We start from the raw sequence: 18,231 nt of genomic DNA on the forward strand, positions 1-18,231 counted from the left end.
CTTTCGGCCGGGCAATTACCCCCGGGGGTATATTTCGAGCGTAGCACGGGTACCCCCGGGGGTATTTTTGCGGCGATGGGAACCCACCCTCACCCGGCGGCTACCCGGCCGCCCGCCCGCCCACCCGGCGCCAGGCCGTCTCTTCCGGATCTTGCCGAGCCCGCGACGGCCCGCCGCCGTCGGAGGCCGGTACGACTCCAACTCCGGACTCGTACGCCGCGATCACCGGCCGGGTGCGGTCGCGGGCGGCCGGTTCGGACAGCAGGCGGCCGGTGTGGGCCGCGAGCGGGGCGAGCTGCCCGGGGAAGGAGAACGGGAAGGCCGCGGTGTCAGTCGACGGGCCGCAGCGCGCGCTCGGAACGCAGTGCCGCCCAGGCGGCCACGGCGGCCAGGGCCGCGGCCCCGGCGAGGGCGAGGCCGCCGGTCAGGGGTGCGGGATCGGACGGGGCCTGGTTCCAGAGGTAGAGCTGGTACTGGGCCTCGGCGGGCAGGTCCAGCAGATCGGAGATCCAGCGGTGCGGCAGGAACGGCGCCGCCGGAAGCAGCACGAGCGGCGCGGTCACCAGCAGGGGACCGATGCCGAGCGCGAGGGTCCCGATGACGCTGCGCAGCAGGGCCGCCGCGAGGGCGGCCAGGGAGACGAAGAGGAGTTGGACGAGGAGGGCCGCGGCGATCGCGCCCGCGGCCTGGCCCCAGGTCGCGGACTCGACGGGCAGGGGAGGCGACGGATGGACGGCGGCCCCGTCGGCGAATCCGGGCGGCACTGCGCGGGGCACCGCGCGGGGCCGCACCGGCCACAGCCGGGCGTATGCCGAGGTGCTCAGCCACAGCAGCACGCCGGTGACGATCTGGCCGGCGAGCGAGAGGGCGAGTGCGGCGCCGGCCTTGCGCGCCCACAGCACTCCGACCCGGTTCTCGAACAGGCGCAGGGCGCTCCAGGTGCCGCCTTCCAGGGTCTGGCCGAGCCCCGTGGCGACGACCACTCCCGTGAGGACGAGGCCCAGCAGGGTCGCGAACTGCCATGCAGCCGCTCGCAGCGCGGACGGGAGCGAGGTGAGCGCCGACACCGAGGGGTCGAGCGCCCCGTACGGGGCTCCCGCCATCCAGAGCCGGCCGACGAGCGCCAGGGCCAGCACCATCACCGCCGCGGTCGCTCCCCAGACGGGAGCGGTCCACAGGGCCCGCAGCTCGCCGAGCCAGGCGGCGCCCTCCCCGCGCGCCGGCCGCCGCCGGGTACCGGCCATCAGGCGCGGTCCCGGGTCCGGTCGAGGCGGTCCAGCCCGAGCCAGAGCAGGCCGATGAGGGCCAGGGTCGGCAGGACGCGCAGCAGGACGGGGGCCGTGGAAGGGTCGGTGGAGATCCAGAAGTGGTCCCAGACTCCGTCCACCGCACCGAAGCCGACCAGGTCGGCCAGCACACCGCCGGGGAGCCAGGCGCCCAGCCCCGGGGCGGCGGAGGTGCGGACCACCAGGACGAGCAGCAGCATCCCGGCGAGGAAGGTGCGCATCGGCCGGCGCAGCAGTGCGCCGAGGGCGACCGCGACGGCCGCGGCCCCGGCCAGCACGGCCGCCCCGGTCAGTACGCCGATTGCGGTGTCGGCGAGGACGGTGCCGAGGGGGCCGGGCGAAGGCAGCGCGTAGGCGTTGCGGCCGTGGAGAAGGCCGAACGCGGCTGTGACGGCCGCCGACACGCACAGCAGCACCACGCTCCACACCCAGATGGCCAGGGCCTTGGCGGCGAGCAGCCTGCTGAGGCGGGACTCGTGGAGGAGGAGCGGCACGATGCTGCCCCGGCTCCACTCGCCGGCGACGGAGGAGGCGGCCACCATGACGAGGAGCGCGAGCCCGGGAACGGACGTCAGCAGCCGTACGGTCCACAGCAGCGAGCCCACCGGGTGCTGGGCGTGCGCGGCACGGACTCCTTCAGCGGTGAACCTGTCCTGGATCCGCTCCAGCCCGACGGCCTCCAGGGGCACGTCGGCGAGGCACTTGGCCTTCTGCTCCGGGGTGTTCTGCGCGGAATCGCACGACCGGGGGAGGTCGTCGAGGTTGGCCCGTACCTGCGTGATGTTGTAGGAGGCCATGCTCTGGCTCACCCAGGCGCAGTAGAGGGAGCCGAAGACGAACAGCGTGGCGAGGGTGAGGGCGAGCGGATGCCGCAGCAGCCGCCGGGTCTCCGCCCGGACGAGACGGTTCACCGGTGGCCGCCGTTCCCGACGAGCCCGAAGAACCAGTCCTCGAAGGCGTCCGGTCCGCTTTCCGGGTCGTAGCCGAGCGCGTCGAGAGTGCCGGCCGCGGCGACCCGGCCCCGGGCGAGCATGATCACGCGGTGGCAGATCCGCTGGATCTCGTCGAGCTGGTGGCTGGAGACGAGGACGGCGGCCCCGCGCGCGGCCTCCTCGGCCACGATCCGCCGCACCATGCGCAGTCCCTCGGGGTCGAGCCCGTTGGTGGGCTCGTCGAGGATCAGCAGATCGGGCTCCTTGAGCAGCGCCGCGGCGATGGCCAGCCGCTGCCGCATGCCCTGCGAGTACGTTCCGAGGCGGCGGTCGGCGGCGCCGGTCAGCCCGACGCGGTCGAGCGCACGGGCGATCCGTCCGCCGTCGGGAAGCCCGGCGGTGTCGAGCAGGGTGCGCAGCATGGCGCGTCCGGTGGACCACCGGTGGAAGGCGGGCGCGTCGAGCGCGGCCCCGAGCCGGTCGAGCTGCCGCGGCCGCATGGGCAGCGGCTCCCCGAACAGCCGCACCTCACCGGAATCGGGGGTGGCCAGCCCGGTGATCACCCGCATCAGGGTGGTCTTGCCGGCACCGTTGAGCCCGAGCAGGCCGACGATCTCGCCGGCTTCCAGGCTGAGATGAACCCCTTCCAGCACGGAGTGCTTCCGGAAGCTCTTGGTCACTCCGTGACAAGAAAGGATGATCATCGTCCGAGACTACTTCCCGTGGCAGACGGCACGCCCGAACGCGCGGATGACGTACGGGACGCCGGCCATCGCAAGACCAAGGGCGGCGCCGCAAGCGGGCCAGTCCTCCGCGGTGATCCACCAACACCCTGATCACGAGCGGCCGGTCAGGACAACGACGAAGCCCCAGGCCGCCGACCTGGGCCTTCGTTCAAGGGCGGATGACGGGAATCGAACTCGCCCTACAGGCTCGGGAACCTCTCGGCGCTTGGGCGTGCGAACGGCGCCTGACCTGCGAATATCCCCCTCTGGGAGCTACTCGCGGGGGCCTCGGAAATCGCCCCCGTTCATGGTCGTGATCACGAGGGGCCGGCCGTCCGACGGGAAGGCGGAGCAGCAGCCCTCGATCCTCAGAGGGTCAGGCTCACGATCCAGTAGTCGTACGCCTCCGCGGTGATGCCGCAGATGTGGTCGCTGGAGGAGGATCGGGCGATGAATTCGATGACCCGGGAATCCGCGCGGACGGACGGCGCGAGCGGGGTGCCTTCACAGCGGATGCAGAGCTTCTGCAAACGTGATTCCCATACCGGGTTCGTAGCTTCGCCCCATGGCACGCCACAGGCACCGCTCCCCGTACCGGATACGCCGCTACCTCGTGATCGGCACGGTGGCCGCGCTCACCGGTGCGATCGGCTTCACCCACGCGAAGTCGCAGCCGTCGACGGGCGCGAGATCCGAACGGACCGTCGCGGCGGTGACCGCGCTGCCGAGCCCGCAGACGACGGCTCCCGCACCGGACGACACTTTCACAGAGGCCGGGGCCGACCTCGCGGCAGAGGTGGACAAGGTCGTACGGGAAGCCGTGGCGGGAGCGGAGGGGAACGCGGCGGTGGCGGTGCTGGACCTGACGACCGGCGCGAGTACGTCCGCCGGCACCACCGGCGCCGAGGACCACACGTTCGACACGGCCAGCATCGTCAAGGTCGACATCCTCGCCGCCCTGCTGCTCAGGGCCGACGACGCCGAGCGCTCCTTGACCGGCCAGGAGCGCCAGTGGGCGAAGGCCATGATCGAGAACAGCGACAACGAGGCGGCGAACGCCCTGTGGGACGCCATCGGCGGCGCGAAAGGCCTGGCGAAGGCCAACACCCGGCTGGGTCTCGTCGAGACGGTCCCCGGTGAAGGGGCCTACTGGGGCCTCACCCGGACCACTCCGGACGATCAGCTGCGGCTGCTCCGGGCGGTGTTCGGCGAGGAATCGCCCCTGTCCGCGGACGCCCGGACCTACCTCGGCGGCCTCATGGGCTCCATCGCGGCCGACCAGGACTGGGGCGTGTCGGCGGCCGCGGACGACCCGGGAGCCGCGCAACTGAAGAACGGCTGGCTCGCGCGCAGCGGGACGGGGCTGTGGGTGACCAACAGCATCGGCCGGGTGGAGGTGGCCGGACACACCCTGCTGCTGGCGGTGCTGTGCGACGGGCAGAGCTCGCAGGAAGCCGGCATGGCTTTGGTCGAGGACCTCGCCGTGGCGGTGAGCGGTCCGTTCACCGCCGAGTGACCGGAACAGCCGCACTAGGCCTATCGGGCGAAGGACGGGGCCGTACGGAGCTGGTCTCCGAGCTTCAAGGTGACGGTGCTGCCGTCGGACGTCTTCACGGTGACGGAATCGCCGGTGACCGCGGTGATCGTGCCCTGGACGAGTGCGCTGTTCGGCCGGGCCCCGCCCGGTACCTGCTGCCCTGGGGGCTGGGCCTGGCCTTGACCCGGGCCCTGGCCGCCGCCCCGCCCCGGGAACCGCCCCTGTCCCCCTCCGGCGGGGAACCCCTGCCCGGAGCGTCCGGTGGACGCTCCGGGACCGGCTTCGGTGCTCTCCCGCCCCCAGGTGCGGTCGGCGTGGATGCCTGCGACGAGGCCGCCGACGGCCAGGACGCCGACGGCCAGGAACGCCGTGAGCACGGGCACCTTGGCGCGCGGGGGATGGGCGGCCAGTGCCTCTTCGAGGCTGCCCGTGAACGGCGAGGTCCTGAGGATCTCGTGGGGGTCGGTCTGATCCGGCATGGGCGCGAGCATCGCCGGACTCCCTGTGGCTCACGTGGCCGGGAGCTGTGAATTCGCTGAGAGATTCAGACCTGCACCTCGACGGTCACCGCCTGGCCCGCTCGGAGCGTCTCCGGAAGGCTGTCCAGCGAGATCAGCACGGTGTACCGGACGACCTGCGTCGAGGACTGCATCCCGCCCCCGCCCCCGCCGCCTCCCCCGCCGCCGCTGGTCGAACTCGTCGACGTGACGGGGACGGGGGATACGGAGGTGACGCTCCCCTTGATGCTCGTGTTCAGGGAGTCGAGCGTGACCGTGGCCTTCTGACCGTTGTTCAGCCTGACGACGTCGGCCTCGGTGAAGTCGGCGCTGACCTGGAGCGCCGACAGGTCGGTGAGGGTGAGCACGGACGCGCCCCGGGACACCGACTGGCCTGCCTCGGCGTCGAGTGCGGTGACCGTCCCGGCGAACGGGGCGGTGATCTTCGTCCCTTCCACCGCGCGCTGGGCCTTGCGGTAGGTGTTGCGGGCCTTCACGTAGCTCGCGTACGCCTTCCGGTAGCCCTCGGTGCCGCTTTCGAGCTCGGCCAGGGCGTCGGAGGCGGCGAGGTAGGACGCGTAGGCCGCCGAGCGGCTCTCGACGGCCTCGGTCGAGTCGAGCTCGGCCAGTACGTCGCCCTTGGAGACCTTCTGGCCCGCCTTCACCTTGAGCGTCTTGATCGTGCCCTCGGTGGTGAACGACAGCGACCGGGAGTCGAGGCTCTCGATCGTTCCCGACGCGGAAGGGTCCGTGCTGACCTGCACGTCCGGCACGCTGGAGGAGGGCTCCCTGGACGTCGGGGAGGGGGTGGTGCCATCGGCGTGTGCGGGTATCGCCCCGCTGCCCATCAGGACGGCCCCGAGCACCCCGTACATGGCGGCCATGCGGCGGCCGCCGCCGGGCGCCGGCGTGCGGCGCCTCTTGCCTGTGGCCATGGATCAGCCTCCGTTCTGCGGGGCGTTGCCGCCATCGCCGCCGTTGCCCCGATTTCCGCCACCCTGCTGGGGACGGAGGGAGGCACAGGCCTGCGTGGCCTCCTGCTGCTCCGCCGACATGCTCGGCATGCCCGAGGGCCGTCCGGACGGCGCGCCTTCGGGGCGTCCGCTCGGCATATCGGACGGCATGCCGGACGGTCGGCCGCTCGGGGCTCCCTCCGGCCGTCCGCTGGGGGCGCCCTCGGGGCGCTGGCCGCCGCCGCGGCCGGGCATGGTCACGCCGTGCTGCTGGAGGCATTCCTGGAACGCCTGCATGGGGTTGTCGGAGGAGGGCTGTTGCTGCTGCCCGGACTTGTCGCTGCCGCAGGCCACCGTGGCCAGCAGCATCGCCGCCACCGCCGCCCCGCCCAGCATCCGCTTCACCACGGTCACTTCGGCGTTCCTTCCGTCGGAGCAGGGGACTGTGTCTGGGTCTGGGATCGGAGCAGGACCGTGTCGCCCGTCTTGATCTCGACGGTCTTGCCGTCCTGGGTCGTGAGCTCCACCACCCCGTCCGTGATCTTGCTGATGGTTCCGGAGGACATCCCCTGACGTCCCTGGCCTCCGGCCCCGCCGCCCGGCATTTGGCCGCCGCCCGGCATCTGTCCCCCGCCGGGCATCTGTCCTCCGCCGGGCATCTGTCCTCCGGAGGGGCGGGCTCCGGAGGTGTCGTTTCCGCCGGTGCCCTTCTCCACGTACACGCCGCCGATGAAGCCGCCCACGGCCACGATGGCCGCGGTCAGGAAGAGCGCCACGCCCGGCAGGCGCCGGCGGGCCGGTGCGGTCTTGAGCTCGGCGTCGAGGTTCCCGGCGAACGGGGAGTCGGCCAGCAGGTCGGTGCCGTCGCTGCCGTTGGGGTCTTGGTTCACTGCTCTGTCCTCACTCATGGCGCAGCGCCTCGATGGGTCGCAGGCCGGCGGCGCGGTTGGCCGGGTAGCTGCCGAAGAAGAGGCCGATGGCGACCGAGACGCCGAGGGCGAGGCCGATCGACCAGGGGGCGATCACCGGCTGCACGCCGACGATCTTGAACTGGCCGCCGACGACTCCCGCGACGACCCCGAGCACCCCGCCGATCAGAGAAAGGATCGTGGCCTCGGTGATGAACTGGCCGAGGATCGCCCCGCGCGGGGCGCCGATGGCCTTGCGGATGCCGATCTCGCGGGTTCGTTCGGTGACGGTGACCAGCATGATGTTGGTGACGCCGATCCCGCCGACCAGGAGGCTGATCGCCGCGACCGCGCCGAGCAGCACCGTGAAGGTCTCGCTCGACTCGGCGACCGCCGACTGGAGGCTGGCCTGGTTGAAGACCTGGAAGTCGGTGCTGCCGTGCCGCTGGTTCAGCAACGCGGTGACCTCGGCCTGCGCCGCGTCGACCGCACCCGCCTTCTTGGCCTGGACGACGATCTGACTGAGCGCGCCGTAGCTCGTGAGCGTCCCTTGGACCGCGGTGTAGGGAGCGACGGCGATGTCGTCGGCGTCCTGGAAACCGCTGGAGGACGAACCGGACTTGGCCAGCACCCCGGTCACCGTGAAGAAGGCGCCGTTGACGTTCATCTTCTTGCCGATCGGGTCGACGCGGCCGAAGAGCTGCTCGGCGACGGTCTGTCCGATGACCGCGACCTTGGAGCCCGTCTCGACCTGCTCGGCGGTGAAGAGCGAACCGCGCGCGATCGTCTTGTTGCTCGCCTTGAAGTAGGCCGGGTCGCTGCCGACGAACTGGGCGATGCTGTGGCTGGTCGTCAGGTACGTGGTGGTCTGGGAACTGGCGTTGACCACCGGTGAGGCACTCTCGACAGACGGCGTGTTCACCGGGTCGACCAGCGCCTTGGCGTCCTCCACGGTGAGCTTCTTGGCCTGTGTACGAGGTCCCGTACTGCCGGACTGCTGCTGCGCGCCCGGACCAGCCTGACGTGATCCGCCGCCCTGCCCGGTCGTCGACGTCGAAACGGTCAGTGCGCCCGCGCCGAGCCGGCTGATGCTGTCCTGGATCTGCTGGGAGGACCCGTTGCCGACCGCCACGAGAAGGATGACCGCGCCGACACCGATGAGGATGCCCAGGGTGGTCAGGCCGCTGCGGAGCTTGTTCGCGCCCAGGCCGCGCAAGGCGAACCTGAGGATCTCGAAGGGGTTCACTGTCTGCGGTCCTCCACGATGTCGCCGTCGACCAGGCGAATGACCCGCTTGGTCCGCTTGGCGACCTCGTCCTCGTGGGTGATCAGGACGATCGTCCGGCCGGACGCCGAGAGCTGGTCCAGGATGTCCAGGACGTCGAGCGTCGACTTGCTGTCGAGGTTGCCGGTCGGCTCGTCGGCCAGCAGCAGGGCCGGAGCGGTGGCCAGGGCCCTCGCGACGGCCACGCGCTGCTGCTGTCCGCCGGACAGCTCGTTCGGTTCGTGCCCGGTCCGGTCGGCGAGCCCGACCATCTCCAGGGCGGCGAGCGCCCGCCTGCGCCGCTCGGCCGGCTTCACACCGCCGTAGGCGAGGGGGAGTTCGACGTTGGCCAGGGCCGTCATCCGCGGGATGAGGTTGAAACTCTGGAAGATGAAGCCGATCTTCCTGTTCCGCAGGATCGACAACTGCTGCTCGCTGAGCCCGCTGACGTCCGTACCGTCCAGGAAGTAGTCACCGTCCGTGGGCACGTCGAGGCAGCCCAGGATGTTCATCAGCGTGGACTTGCCCGAGCCGGACTGGCCCATGATGGCCACGTAGTCGCCCTGCTGCACGGTCAGGCTGGTGCCGCGCAGCGCGTGGACGGTGGTCTCGCCCTGCCCGTAGACCTTGGTGAGGCCGCGGACCTCGATGACGGGGGCGCTCATCGACCGCCACCGCCGCCCGGTGCGCGACCGCCGCCGCCCATGCCACCGCCGCCCATGCCGCCGAAACCGCCGCCGGGCATCTGCGCACCGCCGCCGGTCGTGCCCGTGGCGACCGTGAGCTGGACCTGCTCGCCCTCCGTCAGACCGGACTTGATCTCGGTTCCCGTATTGCCGGCGATCCCCACGGTCACCGTCTTCACCACCGGCTGGCCGGCCTCCAGCACCGTCACCGTGCTCTGACCACCTGCGCTCTTGACCGCCGCGGTCGGCACGTACAGCGCGTCCTTGACCTCGGATACGGTCACGGTCTCGCTGGCCGTCTGCCCGATCCGCACCTGCTCGGGCTTCTCCTTCAAGGTGATCGTCACCGCGAAGGTCACCACGTTGTTCTCGGTGGTGGGCGCACTGTCGATCGCGGCCACCTCACCCTGCGCCGTGACACCCGACAGGGCGGCGAAGGTGACCGTCGACGTCTGTCCGACCTTGAGCTTCGCGGCGTCGGCCTCGGTGAACTTGCCCGTGACCTGGACCGCGTCCGGGTTGGCGAGCTCGATGAAGCCGCTCGACGCGGAAGCCGACGAGCTGGAGGAAGAGGAAGCCGACGACCCGGAGGCCGATTCCCCGACGCTGCCGTTGACGGCGGTGACCGTCCCGTCGATCGGCGCGTACAGGATGGTCCTGTCGAGGGCGCGCTGCGCCGCGCTCACCGCGTTCTTCGCCTGTACGTAGCTCGCGTTGCCCTGCGCGGTACTGGTGTCGCCGTCGGCCGCCACGGCCAGCTGCGCCTTGGCCGCGTCGAGTTCCTCCTGCGCCTCGGTCCGGTCCAGCTCGGCCAGCTTCTGGCCCTTCTTCACCGCGGAACCGACCTTGACGTCGATCTTCGTCACGGTCCCCGAGCCGTTGAAGGACAACGCCCGTTTCGTCGCGCTCTCCACCGAGCCGGACGCAGATACCGAGGCGGTGAGGTCACCGCGCATCACGGACGTGGTCCTGGTGGTGGCGGAGGCGGTGGCCCCGTCGTCGCTGAGCGACACGTACGCGAAGCCGATACCCCCGGCCAGCAGCACGGCCAGCGTGCCGTTGACCAGGAGGGCCCGGCCTCTCATCACAGATCCCATGGGCGCCAAGACTGGTCCGCACACCTGTGGCGTCCGTAGCGGGTACATGTGAATCAGCTGTGAGATATCTGCTGCGCATCCCCGGCCTGATCCTCGCCGGGCAACTTCCGCTTCGGGGATGCGAATTCGCACCCATGGCGGGGATTCAGAGGTCTAGACAACAAACAAGCCCCAGGTCGTTGACCTGGGGCTTTGTCGTGGAGCGGATGACGGGAATCGAACCCGCGCTATAAGCTTGGGAATCTACTGCGCGGAACGTACTCGCGGGGTACCTGACCTGCGGAAACAGGCCCTGGCGAGCCTCTCTCGGAGGCTCGCCGGGAACCGGTTCTGACCGCTGTTGACCGTCCTCAAGGGCACGGTTGGGGCACGCGCGTCGCGGTGGAGCCCTGCAGGGGGCGTGAGCCGCCTGAATCGCCCGCGACCAGCTCTCGCCGGTAGATCGCCGACGCCCGGGATTGCTCCCGCAAGTAGTCGGCTGGAGGGGCGGGGAGCTACGTCCGTACGTCGAGGGGCCGCGACCGGATCGGAAGATCGGTCGCGGCCCCTCGGTGCACTGCGGGTGGGCGCATCAGACGGCGTGAAGACTGAGCGTGCCGCCGTACTCGGACCGGAACTCACGGAGCTGGAGTCCGACCACGGTGGCCAGCTCCTTGTCCGAGTACCCATGATCCGACCGATGTGTTTCCAGGATGCTGGTCAGGATGCTCGGTTCCTCGCGGTCGGGCTCTGCGGGCTCGTTCCTGCGGTAGCCGTGCTGTGACAGCTGGACCTGCAGACTCTTGTACCGGCTCTCGTCGATGCGATCCAGGCGCTTCGCGGCCTGGATCACTGCGGCCATGGATGCCTTCCAGTGCTGCTTCAGCTGGATTGCCCGCTGGAGCGTTAGGCCGGAAAGGTGGGGGCCGATGAGGGGGCCTGGCATCAGCAGCTCGGAGGCGAATACGTCCGCTTCCCGCTCGCCGTTGTCGCTCGGCAGTTGGTGCATCACAAGGTGCCCCAGCTCGTGGAAGACGGTGAACCGCTCCCGCGCCGGCGGCATGCCTTCGTTCAGGATGATCAAGGGCAGGCTGTTGGGCGGCCGGACGCTGAGACCGGAGATCTTGGGGGACTCCAGGTTGCGTCGGACCACGACGATGCCAGCCCTCTCGACTGTTCGGATCACGTCGTGCACGGGGCCGTCGGGCAGGTGCCAGCTCGCTCGGATCTTCGCTGCGGCCCGTTCCGGGGTGTGCTCGTCGGCGTCGAGGACAGGGAGCCGGTAGATCGGCTCGATGTCCACGCTCGCCTCGAGTCGGCGGAGCTGCATGAGGAGCAGGTTGACCTCGGCTTCGATGCGCTGGAGCGCGGTCTTGCCGAGGCCGGACTGCTTGCGGTGGTAGAAGCCAGACGGACCAAGCCCGACCGGCTCATCCGGCCAGTCGAGCAGTTCTCTGGGATAGCCGAGGGCGTCCGCCACCGCTTGCACACGTTCGGGAGTCAGCGTTCCGACGCCGTTCTCCGCCTTGGACAGGGCTGCCTGCGAGATGCCTGCGAGTCCAGCCAGCTTGGACTGGGACAAGCCACGAGACTCCCGCGCGAGTTGCAGTAGGCGCGGGTTCATGGGGTGGCTACCTCTCTTCTGTACCGGTCTGATCTGCGATTTCGCGCCGCTTGGGCCGCACGATCGTATCCCGCGTGGGGACCACCGGCATCGGGGCGACAGGTGCCGGACTACCAGTCTCGCCGAGGCCGAGATCCAACTCCAGCACCCAGAGCCGATCATCGTCCAGACTGCACGCGATGGCTATCCGTTCCAGGCCGAGCCCCTCCTTGTCGGGGAGGTAGCCGGCGACCAGGTGGGTAAGGGCTTCCATGCCGGGCAGCACCTGGTTGGCGTACTCGCGCCGCTGCTGCGTGGGTATGCCGCTGGTCCGGTACTTGCGGTCCCTGAACTTCTTGAACCGCAGGACGATCTTCTCTTCGAACGTCAGGAGGAGGAAGCCGCGGCTGTCCCCGACCTTGACGCCCTCGCAGCCGTCGAATGCGTTGACGGCTTCGTAGCGGATGAAGTCATACACGAGATTGGCTCGTGAACGAGTGCTGATGATGATGCCGAGTTCGCTGTCCTGCTTCAGCAGTCCGAGCCAACGCCGCCATCCGAGTTCGATGCAGCCGCCGATCTTCTGGAGATGCGGCGACAGGACCAACTCGGCCTCTACTGCACTGAGAGGTTCGGTCACAGGGAGATCCTGACGGACTTAACTATCTGCTGTCAATTATTCCGCGAACTATTCACCGAAGGGGTCTGTCTGCTCGTAGAGGTAGGTGAGGCGAGGGACAGGCGGCCAGGCAGGACCAGGGCATGCAGGGCGGAGCCAGGCGGCGAGGCGAGCTGCCCGCTCGCGAAGCTTTTGGGGCCGGCAAGGGCGGTCATGGCCGGCTGGTGATGCTGTCCCTATAGGGCGGGCCGAGAGCGGATGGCGCGTTTCCGCCGGACGCGACGATGAAGTTCCGGCGGACCACATCGTTCCCTCCCAGGTGCATGGTGGTGGCAGGTACGTTGCCCACATGGCTGACTTCTTGATCGTGATCACGACCGTGGACAATCAGGACACCGCGCGGAAGTTGTCGCGCTCTGCGGTGGAGGCGGGTCTGGCTGCTTCGGGGCAGGTGACCGGGCCCATCGAGACGACGTACCGGCACCTCGGAGAGGTCTCCGAGGGGACCGAGTTCCAGGTGACCTTCCGTACGGCCGGTGATCGGCGTGAAGCGCTGGAGAAGCACCTGGTGGACAACCATCCCTACGACTCGCCCGAGGTCATCGCCTTCACCATCGACGCCGTCCGTGCCGAGTACCTGGACTGGATCACGCGGGCCACCCGCTAACCCCTGGCGCGTTCCAGCAGCGCACCGACCGGGGCGAGGGACCGGTGGGGCTCCAGTCGCTTGACCATCAGGCGGGCCCGCAGCATCGGCCGGACCGACGCGAGGCCCTCGGAGAGGTCGAATACCCGGGTCGTGATCGCGGTCGCGTGCTCGATCTCGCCGGCGTCCAGGTAGGCCGCTGCCAGCCACGACAGGTAGAGCGCCTTGTCGCGGGACCTGGAGTCGTCGTACCGGCCCAGGGCGTCCTCCAGAGCCGGGATCGCCCGCAGGGGCCGGTGCAGCTCCGACCAGCACCTGCCCGTCATGATCGCGATCTCGTCGCGGTCCACCCAGTACGCCCAGTCGGGGCCCGGCTCGTCGCCGGGCTCGTGGATCGCCTCCTCGGCGAGGCCCAGCGCGTAGTCCGCTTCCCGGGCGTTCCCCGAGGTCGCGTGCTGCCAGGCCAGTCGGTCGGCCAGCAGCGCACGCACGACGGGCGCCGTCCCCGAGCCCAGTGCCTCGTACGCGGCCGTGGCGAACCGGATCCCGGAGTCACCGCCCACGGTCCATTCCAGGTACGCGAGGAAGGCCAGCGAGTTGCCTTCGAGGGAGCTGTCCTCGGCCATGCGCGATGCGGCCAAGGCGGTCATGTAGTGCCCGCGGGCCTCCTCGTACTGGCCCGCGTCGTACGCCGCCCAGCCCGCGAGTTGGGCCTGTTCGGCGATGATTCCCCGCAGCCCCCTGCCGGTCGTCTCGCTGTAGACCCCCTCGTCGGCCAGTCGGGTCGTGGTCGCCAGCTCGCGGACGTACATCTGGTAGGTGTCGCCACCGCCCACGAAGTCGTCCAGGCGCCGGAGCCGGGCGGTGCGCTGGCTCAGCTGCCTTGGAACGTCAGCTCCGAGCCTCCGTCCTGACGAGAGCAGGGAAGAGGGCTGTATGACGGCGATCCCGGCACCGGCCGAAGCCGTCATGAATCCGCGGCGGTCGAACACTTCGTTCTCCTGGTCGGTCGGGTCCTTCTGCTCCTGTCGGCGAAGGCGCCGGGCGAGAGCGACGGCCCGTCGGAGCTCCTCCTCCGGTACGCCGAACTCCGCGGCCAGTAGCGCCCGTGAAGCCGGGTCCGGCAGCCGCTCGTGGGTCTCCCACCTGGAGACCGCGCCCTGCTCCAGCGGGTACCCCCGCCGGGCGGAGAGATCGGCCGCCAGACCCTCCTGTGTGCGTCCGCCGGCCATGCGGAGGCGCCGCAGCAGCGGCCCGATCGGCTCCACGCCGTCGCCCTCGTTCGTGGTCATCATTGCCATCCCCCGACCGTCGGCAGAGCCCTGATCCCAGCCTGGCCATAAAACCTGGCCATGTCCCCGGAATGGCCATGCCTTCTGGCCCATCCATCCAAACGCGTACGGCAGTTGACTGGTCACATCCGCCCGGGAAGGGCGGCCTCCCCCTCGCAGCGGGCCGCAAGGCCGTACCCCATGTCGCACCTGCGGCCCGCTGCGTCCCCCGGAGCGAAGAGCCAGCCCGAGCCCAAGGAGAGAGCCGTGGCCCCTCAGATCCGTCCGCGCCAGCGTCAGACCGTGCCCGGCTGGGTCAGCGAAGGTACGCCGGTCTTCGACCCGCTGGAAAACAGGCGGGGCATCGTCCAGTTCATCGGCGAGTACGAAGACCCGGCCACCCGTGTCTCGTACGCGAACGCGGTCTTCGCCCGGCCCGAGGGCGGCGGCTCGGAGTGGATCGTCAAGGACCCCTCCAGCCTGGAGCGGGGCTGAACCGCAGGGCCCTGCGGGGATGGCGCCAGCAGCTCGCAGTCCTGGTCTACATCGCGGTCACCTGCGTCCTGGTGGTCGTTCTCGCCCTCGCCGGCGATACCGGGCGCTGACCCCGCAGCACCATTCCCACCCCCAGATTCCCGCAGGAACCCCTGCGGGCTACATCAAGGATCAGGAAGGAGTACGGGATGAACGAGAACGCTCCCACCGAGCAGGCCAGCGGTCTGCTGATCGGTGTCCGCCGGATCAACGCGGCGCGGTCGCGCGCCGAAGAGGCTTCGGACAACACCGGTGGCAAGTCGGACATGAACGACACCTGATCGACCGAGGAGACCCACGGTGATTGATTCCGCATCGTGGGCGCAGCGTCTGGGCGGGGACACGTTCCTCGCCCAGACGTGTTTCCGCGCCCACGCACTGATCCGTTCAGCCGGCACCGCCGTTCCCGCTCTGCTGACCTGGGACGACATCAACGAGATCGTCGCCGCGCACCGGCTGGAGCCGCCCCGGATGCGACTCTCCCGCGCGGGGGAGGCCGTCCCCGCGACGGCGTACTCCGTCCTGCGCACGAACCGGCGCGGGGTGTCCTGGCACCAGCCGCAGCCGACGGAGTTCCACGCGCGCCTCGCCGAGGGCGCGTCCCTCGTCATCGACGCGATCGACCAGATCCACCCGCCCGTCCGGGCAGCCGCCGCCGGCCTCGAACGGTTCCTCCGGACCCCCGTCCAGGCCAACGCGTACGCCTCCTGGACGTCCGAAGAGGGCTTCGGCACCCACTGGGACGACCACGACGTCGTGGTCCTCCAACTCGAAGGCTCCAAGCGGTGGAAGATCTATGGACCCACCCGGCAGGCCCCCGCCTGGCGCGACTTCGAAGCCCCCGAGGCCCCGACGGGCGAGCCGATCGCGGACATCGTCCTGACGCCCGGTGACCTGCTCTATCTGCCGCGCGGTTGGTGGCACGCGGTGAGCGCCGACCAGGGCACCGCATCGCTCCACCTCACCTTCGGGCTGGCCACGCAGACCGGTGCCGAGTTCCTCGGATGGCTGTGCGACGACCTCCGGACCAGCGCAACCGTCCGCTCGGACGTCCCTCGCTTCAGCACCCCCGAAGAGCGGGCCGACTACCTGGGTGCCGTACGCAAGGAGGTGCTGGCCGCTCTGGAGGACACGGCGGTTCTGGACCGGTGGGAGAGGTCGCTGGACACCACGCACCCGGGGCACCCGCGTCTTTCCCTGCCGCACCTGGCGACCGTTCCGCCCGAGCCCGGGATCACCGTCCATGTCACCGTGCCCCGCGCCCGGGTGGACCAGGACGCCGAGGCGGTGACCTTCTCCGGCGCCGGGCGCGAGTGGACCTTCGCACTGCCCGCCGCACCGCTGCTGCACCGCCTGGCCGGCGGGCCGCCGGTCACGCTCGGGGACCTCGCCGCCGCGTCCGGCCTCACCGTCGCCCAGAGCGCCGAGATCGTCTCGGCCCTGGTCGGCGGACAGGCCGCCGCAGTGATCGGGGCAGCCAGGTGACCGCTGCCCTCGGCCTCGGGACGTACCGGGTGCGCGCTGTCGAGGAGCCGGCGCGCGCCGCGTGTTCCGACGGGCTGGTGTGGCTGGACACCGCACCCAACTACGCCACGGCCCATCAGGCACTCGGCCCGGTCATCGCCGACCACCCCCGCGCCATGGTCGCGACGAAGACCGGCTTCTTCACCCGGCGGGAAGGCGAGGCCGCAGTGGCGGCCGGAGTCCTCCCACCCGAGGAAGCAGCCGTCGGCCACAGCCTCCACCCCGGCTTCGCCCGCTGGCAGACCGATCGCTCCCTGGCGACCCTGGGCCGCGCCGACATCGTGTTCGTCCACAACCCCGAGCACGCCCACATGGACCGTGGGGTGCTGCACGCGCGGCTGCGCGACGTGTTCTGCGAGCTGGAGGAGTACGCCGCCGAAGGCCGCATCGCCGGGTACGGAGTGGCCACCTGGTCCGGCTTCCAGCACGAGGCATTCACCGTCCCCGAACTCCTCGGCCTGGCCAAAGAGGCCGCCGGATCGGGTGAACACCACCTCGGCGCGATCCAGCAGCCGGTCAGCCTCGTCATGGTCCGCCCGATCGCGCTCGCTCTAGGCGGGCGGGGTCCGCTCGTCCAGGCTCTCGCCGGCGGCCTGCTCACCTTCGGCTCCTCACCCCTGCACGGCGGCGAACTCCTCGACCTGGCCACACCCGAACTCGCCGAGTTCATCCGACCCGGCACCAGCACGGCCGCCGCCTGCCTCCTGGCTGCGGCGTCCTGCCCGAGCCTGGACGTGGTACTGCTGTCCGCCAGTACGCCGCAGCACTGGAAGGCCGCCAAGGAGGCCATTGCCTCGCCGCTCGAACCGGACCAGCTCAGGAGGGTCACCGATGTACTCGCCCAAGGATGAGACCACCAGGGCCCGCATGGAGGACGCCCTCGCCACCGCATCCTCACATCTGGCCACCGCTCCGACGGGCCCGCTGTCCTGGGGATGGCTCGGCCGGACCGTCGGCTCCCGCACAGAGAACGGCCACTGGCTCCGCGTCCACTGCGGTGAAGCTGCCAAGACCCCCACCACCCGGAACGAGGGCATCGCGCTCGCCGAGGAACGGGTCTCGGACAAGGTGTCCCGCCCCCACCTCCACGACCTGTACCGATGGGAGGGTGGGGAGTACGTCTTCGAGGCTGAGCTGATCGACTATGTCGCCCAGCCCGTCATCTCCCCGGAAACCCCCGACCTCACGGAGGACCCAGGTCTCCCGGACTCATGGTGGGCGACGCTGCGGGAGAGCCTGGGCGCCCTCAGCACTGCTGAGCCGCCCCGCGAGACCATCCGCCAGTCCTGGGCGGACCGCGTGTTCCCCGAGTTCCTCGGCATCCCCGCGCCAGCCATCACCGAACGCGTCACCGGCCACGCCGACCTCCAGTGGGCCAACCTCACCCACTACCCCCTCGTCATCCTCGACTGGGAACGCTGGGGCGCCGTCCCCATCGGCTACGACCCGGCCATGCTCTACGTCAACAGCCTCCGCGTCCCCGCCGTCGCCGCGCGCATCCGCACCGAGTTCGCCGACGTCCTGGACACACCCGCCGGCCGGATCGGCGAACAGGTCGCTCTCGCCGAAATGCTCCAAGCCGTCGGCCGTGGTTGGTACGTGGAACTGGCTCCACTGCTGCGCCAGCGCGCGGAGGAAGTGACGGGCGTCCGTCCTCGCTGAGAGTCAACAACCAAATCGGCGCCGGCATGCTTGCGGCCGGGGTCGTGGCGTAGCCGAGGACATGCGAACAGGCCACCGGGGCCAACGCTGAGTCGCGTTGGCCCCGGTGGCCTTGCTCAGAAGGTGTATGCGGTGAAGGGCCGAGGGGCCTCGGTCATGAGGCCAAGCAGCCGTTCGAGCTCGGCCCTCTCGTCTTCGCTCATGAGCTCGACGGCATCGCCGAGGGTCTTACTCGTCAGCTGCTCCATGAACGGAGCGAGGAACCGCTGGAGTGCGTCCGGGGCTTCCTCCAGGGTCCGCAGGTACTCCATGTACCGAGTGTGCTGGCCGGCGAACTCCTCGAACTCGTAGCGGGTGGCGCTCCAGACGGCGGCCTGCTCCTCCTTGGTGAAGGGGCGGCCGTCTATGTGGGACCAGGTCTTGGTGTCGCGCCGGTATTTGAAGTTCGAGTCGCAGAGGAGGGCGACGATGGTGGGTCGGATTTCGGTTTCAGGCATGCGAGTGCTCC

22 protein-coding genes are annotated in these 18,231 nt (G+C 70.3%); 7 read left to right on the forward strand and 15 right to left on the reverse strand.

What is annotated here, in order from left to right; all coding sequences use genetic code 11:
• Nucleotides 1–329 precede the first annotated feature (329 nt).
• The 4 genes from ACXNSR_RS20700 to ACXNSR_RS20715 form a co-directional block, all read right to left on the reverse strand.
• On the reverse strand, nucleotides 330–1,244 hold the full coding sequence (locus tag ACXNSR_RS20700) for a hypothetical protein (RefSeq protein ID WP_458637027.1): 915 nt from the start codon (nucleotides 1,242–1,244) through the stop codon (nucleotides 330–332).
• Nucleotides 1,244–2,197 (reverse strand): hypothetical protein, encoded by a 954-nt coding sequence (locus tag ACXNSR_RS20705; protein ID WP_458637028.1) that lies wholly within the window; start codon nucleotides 2,195–2,197, stop codon nucleotides 1,244–1,246. Before ACXNSR_RS20705 ends, ACXNSR_RS20700 begins: the two co-directional genes overlap by 1 nt.
• A complete protein-coding gene (locus ACXNSR_RS20710) occupies nucleotides 2,194–2,922 on the reverse strand; it encodes an ABC transporter ATP-binding protein (RefSeq protein WP_458637029.1) in 729 nt (242 codons plus the stop codon). Before ACXNSR_RS20710 ends, ACXNSR_RS20705 begins: the two co-directional genes overlap by 4 nt.
• 389 nt (nucleotides 2,923–3,311) lie before the next feature.
• Nucleotides 3,312–3,473, reverse strand: coding sequence for a hypothetical protein (locus ACXNSR_RS20715; RefSeq protein WP_458637030.1), 162 nt, complete (start codon nucleotides 3,471–3,473; stop codon nucleotides 3,312–3,314).
• 35 nt (nucleotides 3,474–3,508) lie between these two features.
• Between ACXNSR_RS20715 and ACXNSR_RS20720 the strand changes: the two genes are divergently transcribed.
• Nucleotides 3,509–4,459 (forward strand): serine hydrolase, encoded by a 951-nt coding sequence (locus tag ACXNSR_RS20720; protein ID WP_458637031.1) that lies wholly within the window; start codon nucleotides 3,509–3,511, stop codon nucleotides 4,457–4,459.
• 20 nt (nucleotides 4,460–4,479) lie between these two features.
• Here ACXNSR_RS20720 and ACXNSR_RS20725 read toward each other — a convergent pair whose 3' ends face one another.
• The 9 genes from ACXNSR_RS20725 to ACXNSR_RS20765 all read right to left on the reverse strand — a co-directional run bounded on the left by ACXNSR_RS20725 (nucleotide 4,480) and on the right by ACXNSR_RS20765 (nucleotide 12,107).
• Nucleotides 4,480–4,959, reverse strand: coding sequence for a myosin N-terminal SH3-like domain-containing protein (locus ACXNSR_RS20725; protein WP_458637032.1), 480 nt, complete (start codon nucleotides 4,957–4,959; stop codon nucleotides 4,480–4,482).
• Nucleotides 4,960–5,024: 65 nt separating this feature from the next.
• Nucleotides 5,025–5,912, reverse strand: a complete 888-nt coding sequence (locus tag ACXNSR_RS20730) for an efflux RND transporter periplasmic adaptor subunit (protein ID WP_458637033.1) — start codon at nucleotides 5,910–5,912, stop codon at nucleotides 5,025–5,027.
• A gap of 3 nt (nucleotides 5,913–5,915) precedes the next feature.
• A complete protein-coding gene (locus tag ACXNSR_RS20735) occupies nucleotides 5,916–6,344 on the reverse strand; it encodes a hypothetical protein (protein ID WP_458637034.1) in 429 nt (142 codons plus the stop codon).
• On the reverse strand, nucleotides 6,341–6,820 hold the full coding sequence (locus ACXNSR_RS20740; protein ID WP_458637035.1) for a hypothetical protein: 480 nt from the start codon (nucleotides 6,818–6,820) through the stop codon (nucleotides 6,341–6,343). The genes ACXNSR_RS20735 and ACXNSR_RS20740 overlap by 4 nt, the downstream gene beginning before the upstream one ends.
• A 10-nt stretch (nucleotides 6,821–6,830) precedes the next feature.
• The gene (locus tag ACXNSR_RS20745) at nucleotides 6,831–8,084 is read right to left on the reverse strand and encodes an ABC transporter permease (protein ID WP_458637036.1); all 1,254 of its coding nucleotides are present in this window, start codon (nucleotides 8,082–8,084) and stop codon (nucleotides 6,831–6,833) included.
• A complete protein-coding gene (locus tag ACXNSR_RS20750; RefSeq protein ID WP_458637037.1) occupies nucleotides 8,081–8,767 on the reverse strand; it encodes an ABC transporter ATP-binding protein in 687 nt (228 codons plus the stop codon). The genes ACXNSR_RS20745 and ACXNSR_RS20750 overlap by 4 nt, the downstream gene beginning before the upstream one ends.
• The gene (locus tag ACXNSR_RS20755; RefSeq protein WP_458637038.1) at nucleotides 8,764–9,885 is read right to left on the reverse strand and encodes an efflux RND transporter periplasmic adaptor subunit; all 1,122 of its coding nucleotides are present in this window, start codon (nucleotides 9,883–9,885) and stop codon (nucleotides 8,764–8,766) included. The genes ACXNSR_RS20750 and ACXNSR_RS20755 overlap by 4 nt, the downstream gene beginning before the upstream one ends.
• Nucleotides 9,886–10,456: 571 nt before the next feature.
• Entirely contained in the window at nucleotides 10,457–11,488 is a 1,032-nt protein-coding gene (locus ACXNSR_RS20760) for a helix-turn-helix domain-containing protein (RefSeq protein ID WP_458637039.1), read from the reverse strand.
• 7 nt (nucleotides 11,489–11,495) lie between these two features.
• Nucleotides 11,496–12,107 carry a hypothetical protein gene (locus ACXNSR_RS20765; RefSeq protein WP_458637040.1) on the reverse strand — a complete coding sequence of 204 codons (612 nt, stop codon included), beginning with the start codon at nucleotides 12,105–12,107 and terminating at the stop codon, nucleotides 11,496–11,498.
• 328 nt (nucleotides 12,108–12,435) lie between these two features.
• Between ACXNSR_RS20765 and cutA the strand changes: the two genes are divergently transcribed.
• Nucleotides 12,436–12,753: a divalent-cation tolerance protein CutA gene (cutA, locus tag ACXNSR_RS20770; RefSeq protein WP_458637041.1), complete on the forward strand. Its 318-nt coding sequence runs from the start codon at nucleotides 12,436–12,438 to the stop codon at nucleotides 12,751–12,753.
• Here cutA and ACXNSR_RS20775 read toward each other — a convergent pair.
• Nucleotides 12,750–14,033, reverse strand: coding sequence for a helix-turn-helix domain-containing protein (locus ACXNSR_RS20775; protein WP_458637042.1), 1,284 nt, complete (start codon nucleotides 14,031–14,033; stop codon nucleotides 12,750–12,752). The genes cutA and ACXNSR_RS20775 overlap by 4 nt on opposite strands.
• 237 nt (nucleotides 14,034–14,270) lie before the next feature.
• On the opposite strand from ACXNSR_RS20775, the gene ACXNSR_RS20780 reads away from it, so the two are divergent.
• From ACXNSR_RS20780 to ACXNSR_RS20800, 5 genes are all read left to right on the forward strand, one after another.
• Complete coding sequence (locus ACXNSR_RS20780) at nucleotides 14,271–14,498, forward strand: hypothetical protein (RefSeq protein ID WP_037929703.1); 228 nt, start codon at nucleotides 14,271–14,273, stop codon at nucleotides 14,496–14,498.
• Nucleotides 14,499–14,686: 188 nt separating this feature from the next.
• Entirely contained in the window at nucleotides 14,687–14,818 is a 132-nt protein-coding gene (locus ACXNSR_RS20785) for a hypothetical protein (protein WP_258054030.1), read from the forward strand.
• A gap of 19 nt (nucleotides 14,819–14,837) precedes the next feature.
• The gene (locus ACXNSR_RS20790; RefSeq protein WP_458637043.1) at nucleotides 14,838–16,022 is read left to right on the forward strand and encodes a cupin domain-containing protein; all 1,185 of its coding nucleotides are present in this window, start codon (nucleotides 14,838–14,840) and stop codon (nucleotides 16,020–16,022) included.
• Nucleotides 16,019–16,912 carry an aldo/keto reductase gene (locus ACXNSR_RS20795; protein ID WP_458637044.1) on the forward strand — a complete coding sequence of 298 codons (894 nt, stop codon included), beginning with the start codon at nucleotides 16,019–16,021 and terminating at the stop codon, nucleotides 16,910–16,912. The genes ACXNSR_RS20790 and ACXNSR_RS20795 overlap by 4 nt, the downstream gene beginning before the upstream one ends.
• Nucleotides 16,893–17,723, forward strand: a complete 831-nt coding sequence (locus ACXNSR_RS20800) for a hypothetical protein (protein WP_458637045.1) — start codon at nucleotides 16,893–16,895, stop codon at nucleotides 17,721–17,723. The genes ACXNSR_RS20795 and ACXNSR_RS20800 overlap by 20 nt, the downstream gene beginning before the upstream one ends.
• A 116-nt stretch (nucleotides 17,724–17,839) precedes the next feature.
• On the opposite strand, the gene ACXNSR_RS20805 is transcribed toward ACXNSR_RS20800, so the two are convergent.
• Complete coding sequence (locus ACXNSR_RS20805; protein ID WP_458637046.1) at nucleotides 17,840–18,220, reverse strand: hypothetical protein; 381 nt, start codon at nucleotides 18,218–18,220, stop codon at nucleotides 17,840–17,842.
• Nucleotides 18,221–18,231: the final 11 nt, after the last annotated feature.

The sequence above is a fragment of the Streptomyces sp. NC-S4 genome, assembly GCF_054353315.1.

Bases quoted from the DNA above. Each gene is read 5' to 3' on its own strand.
- ACXNSR_RS20700 (WP_458637027.1), bottom strand. From the start codon at position 1,244: ATGGCCGGTACCCGGCGGCGGCCGGCGCGCGGGGAGGGCGCCGCCTGG.
- ACXNSR_RS20710 (WP_458637029.1), bottom strand. From the start codon at position 2,922: ATGATCATCCTTTCTTGTCACGGAGTGACCAAGAGCTTCCGGAAGCAC.
- ACXNSR_RS20720 (WP_458637031.1), top strand. From the start codon at position 3,509: ATGGCACGCCACAGGCACCGCTCCCCGTACCGGATACGCCGCTACCTC.
- ACXNSR_RS20725 (WP_458637032.1), bottom strand. From the start codon at position 4,959: ATGCCGGATCAGACCGACCCCCACGAGATCCTCAGGACCTCGCCGTTC.
- ACXNSR_RS20730 (WP_458637033.1), bottom strand. From the start codon at position 5,912: ATGGCCACAGGCAAGAGGCGCCGCACGCCGGCGCCCGGCGGCGGCCGC.
- ACXNSR_RS20750 (WP_458637037.1), bottom strand. From the start codon at position 8,767: ATGAGCGCCCCCGTCATCGAGGTCCGCGGCCTCACCAAGGTCTACGGG.
- ACXNSR_RS20755 (WP_458637038.1), bottom strand. From the start codon at position 9,885: ATGGGATCTGTGATGAGAGGCCGGGCCCTCCTGGTCAACGGCACGCTG.
- ACXNSR_RS20760 (WP_458637039.1), bottom strand. From the start codon at position 11,488: ATGAACCCGCGCCTACTGCAACTCGCGCGGGAGTCTCGTGGCTTGTCC.
- cutA (WP_458637041.1), top strand. From the start codon at position 12,436: ATGGCTGACTTCTTGATCGTGATCACGACCGTGGACAATCAGGACACC.
- ACXNSR_RS20775 (WP_458637042.1), bottom strand. From the start codon at position 14,033: ATGGCAATGATGACCACGAACGAGGGCGACGGCGTGGAGCCGATCGGG.
- ACXNSR_RS20785 (WP_258054030.1), top strand. From the start codon at position 14,687: ATGAACGAGAACGCTCCCACCGAGCAGGCCAGCGGTCTGCTGATCGGT.
- ACXNSR_RS20800 (WP_458637045.1), top strand. From the start codon at position 16,893: ATGTACTCGCCCAAGGATGAGACCACCAGGGCCCGCATGGAGGACGCC.
- ACXNSR_RS20805 (WP_458637046.1), bottom strand. From the start codon at position 18,220: ATGCCTGAAACCGAAATCCGACCCACCATCGTCGCCCTCCTCTGCGAC.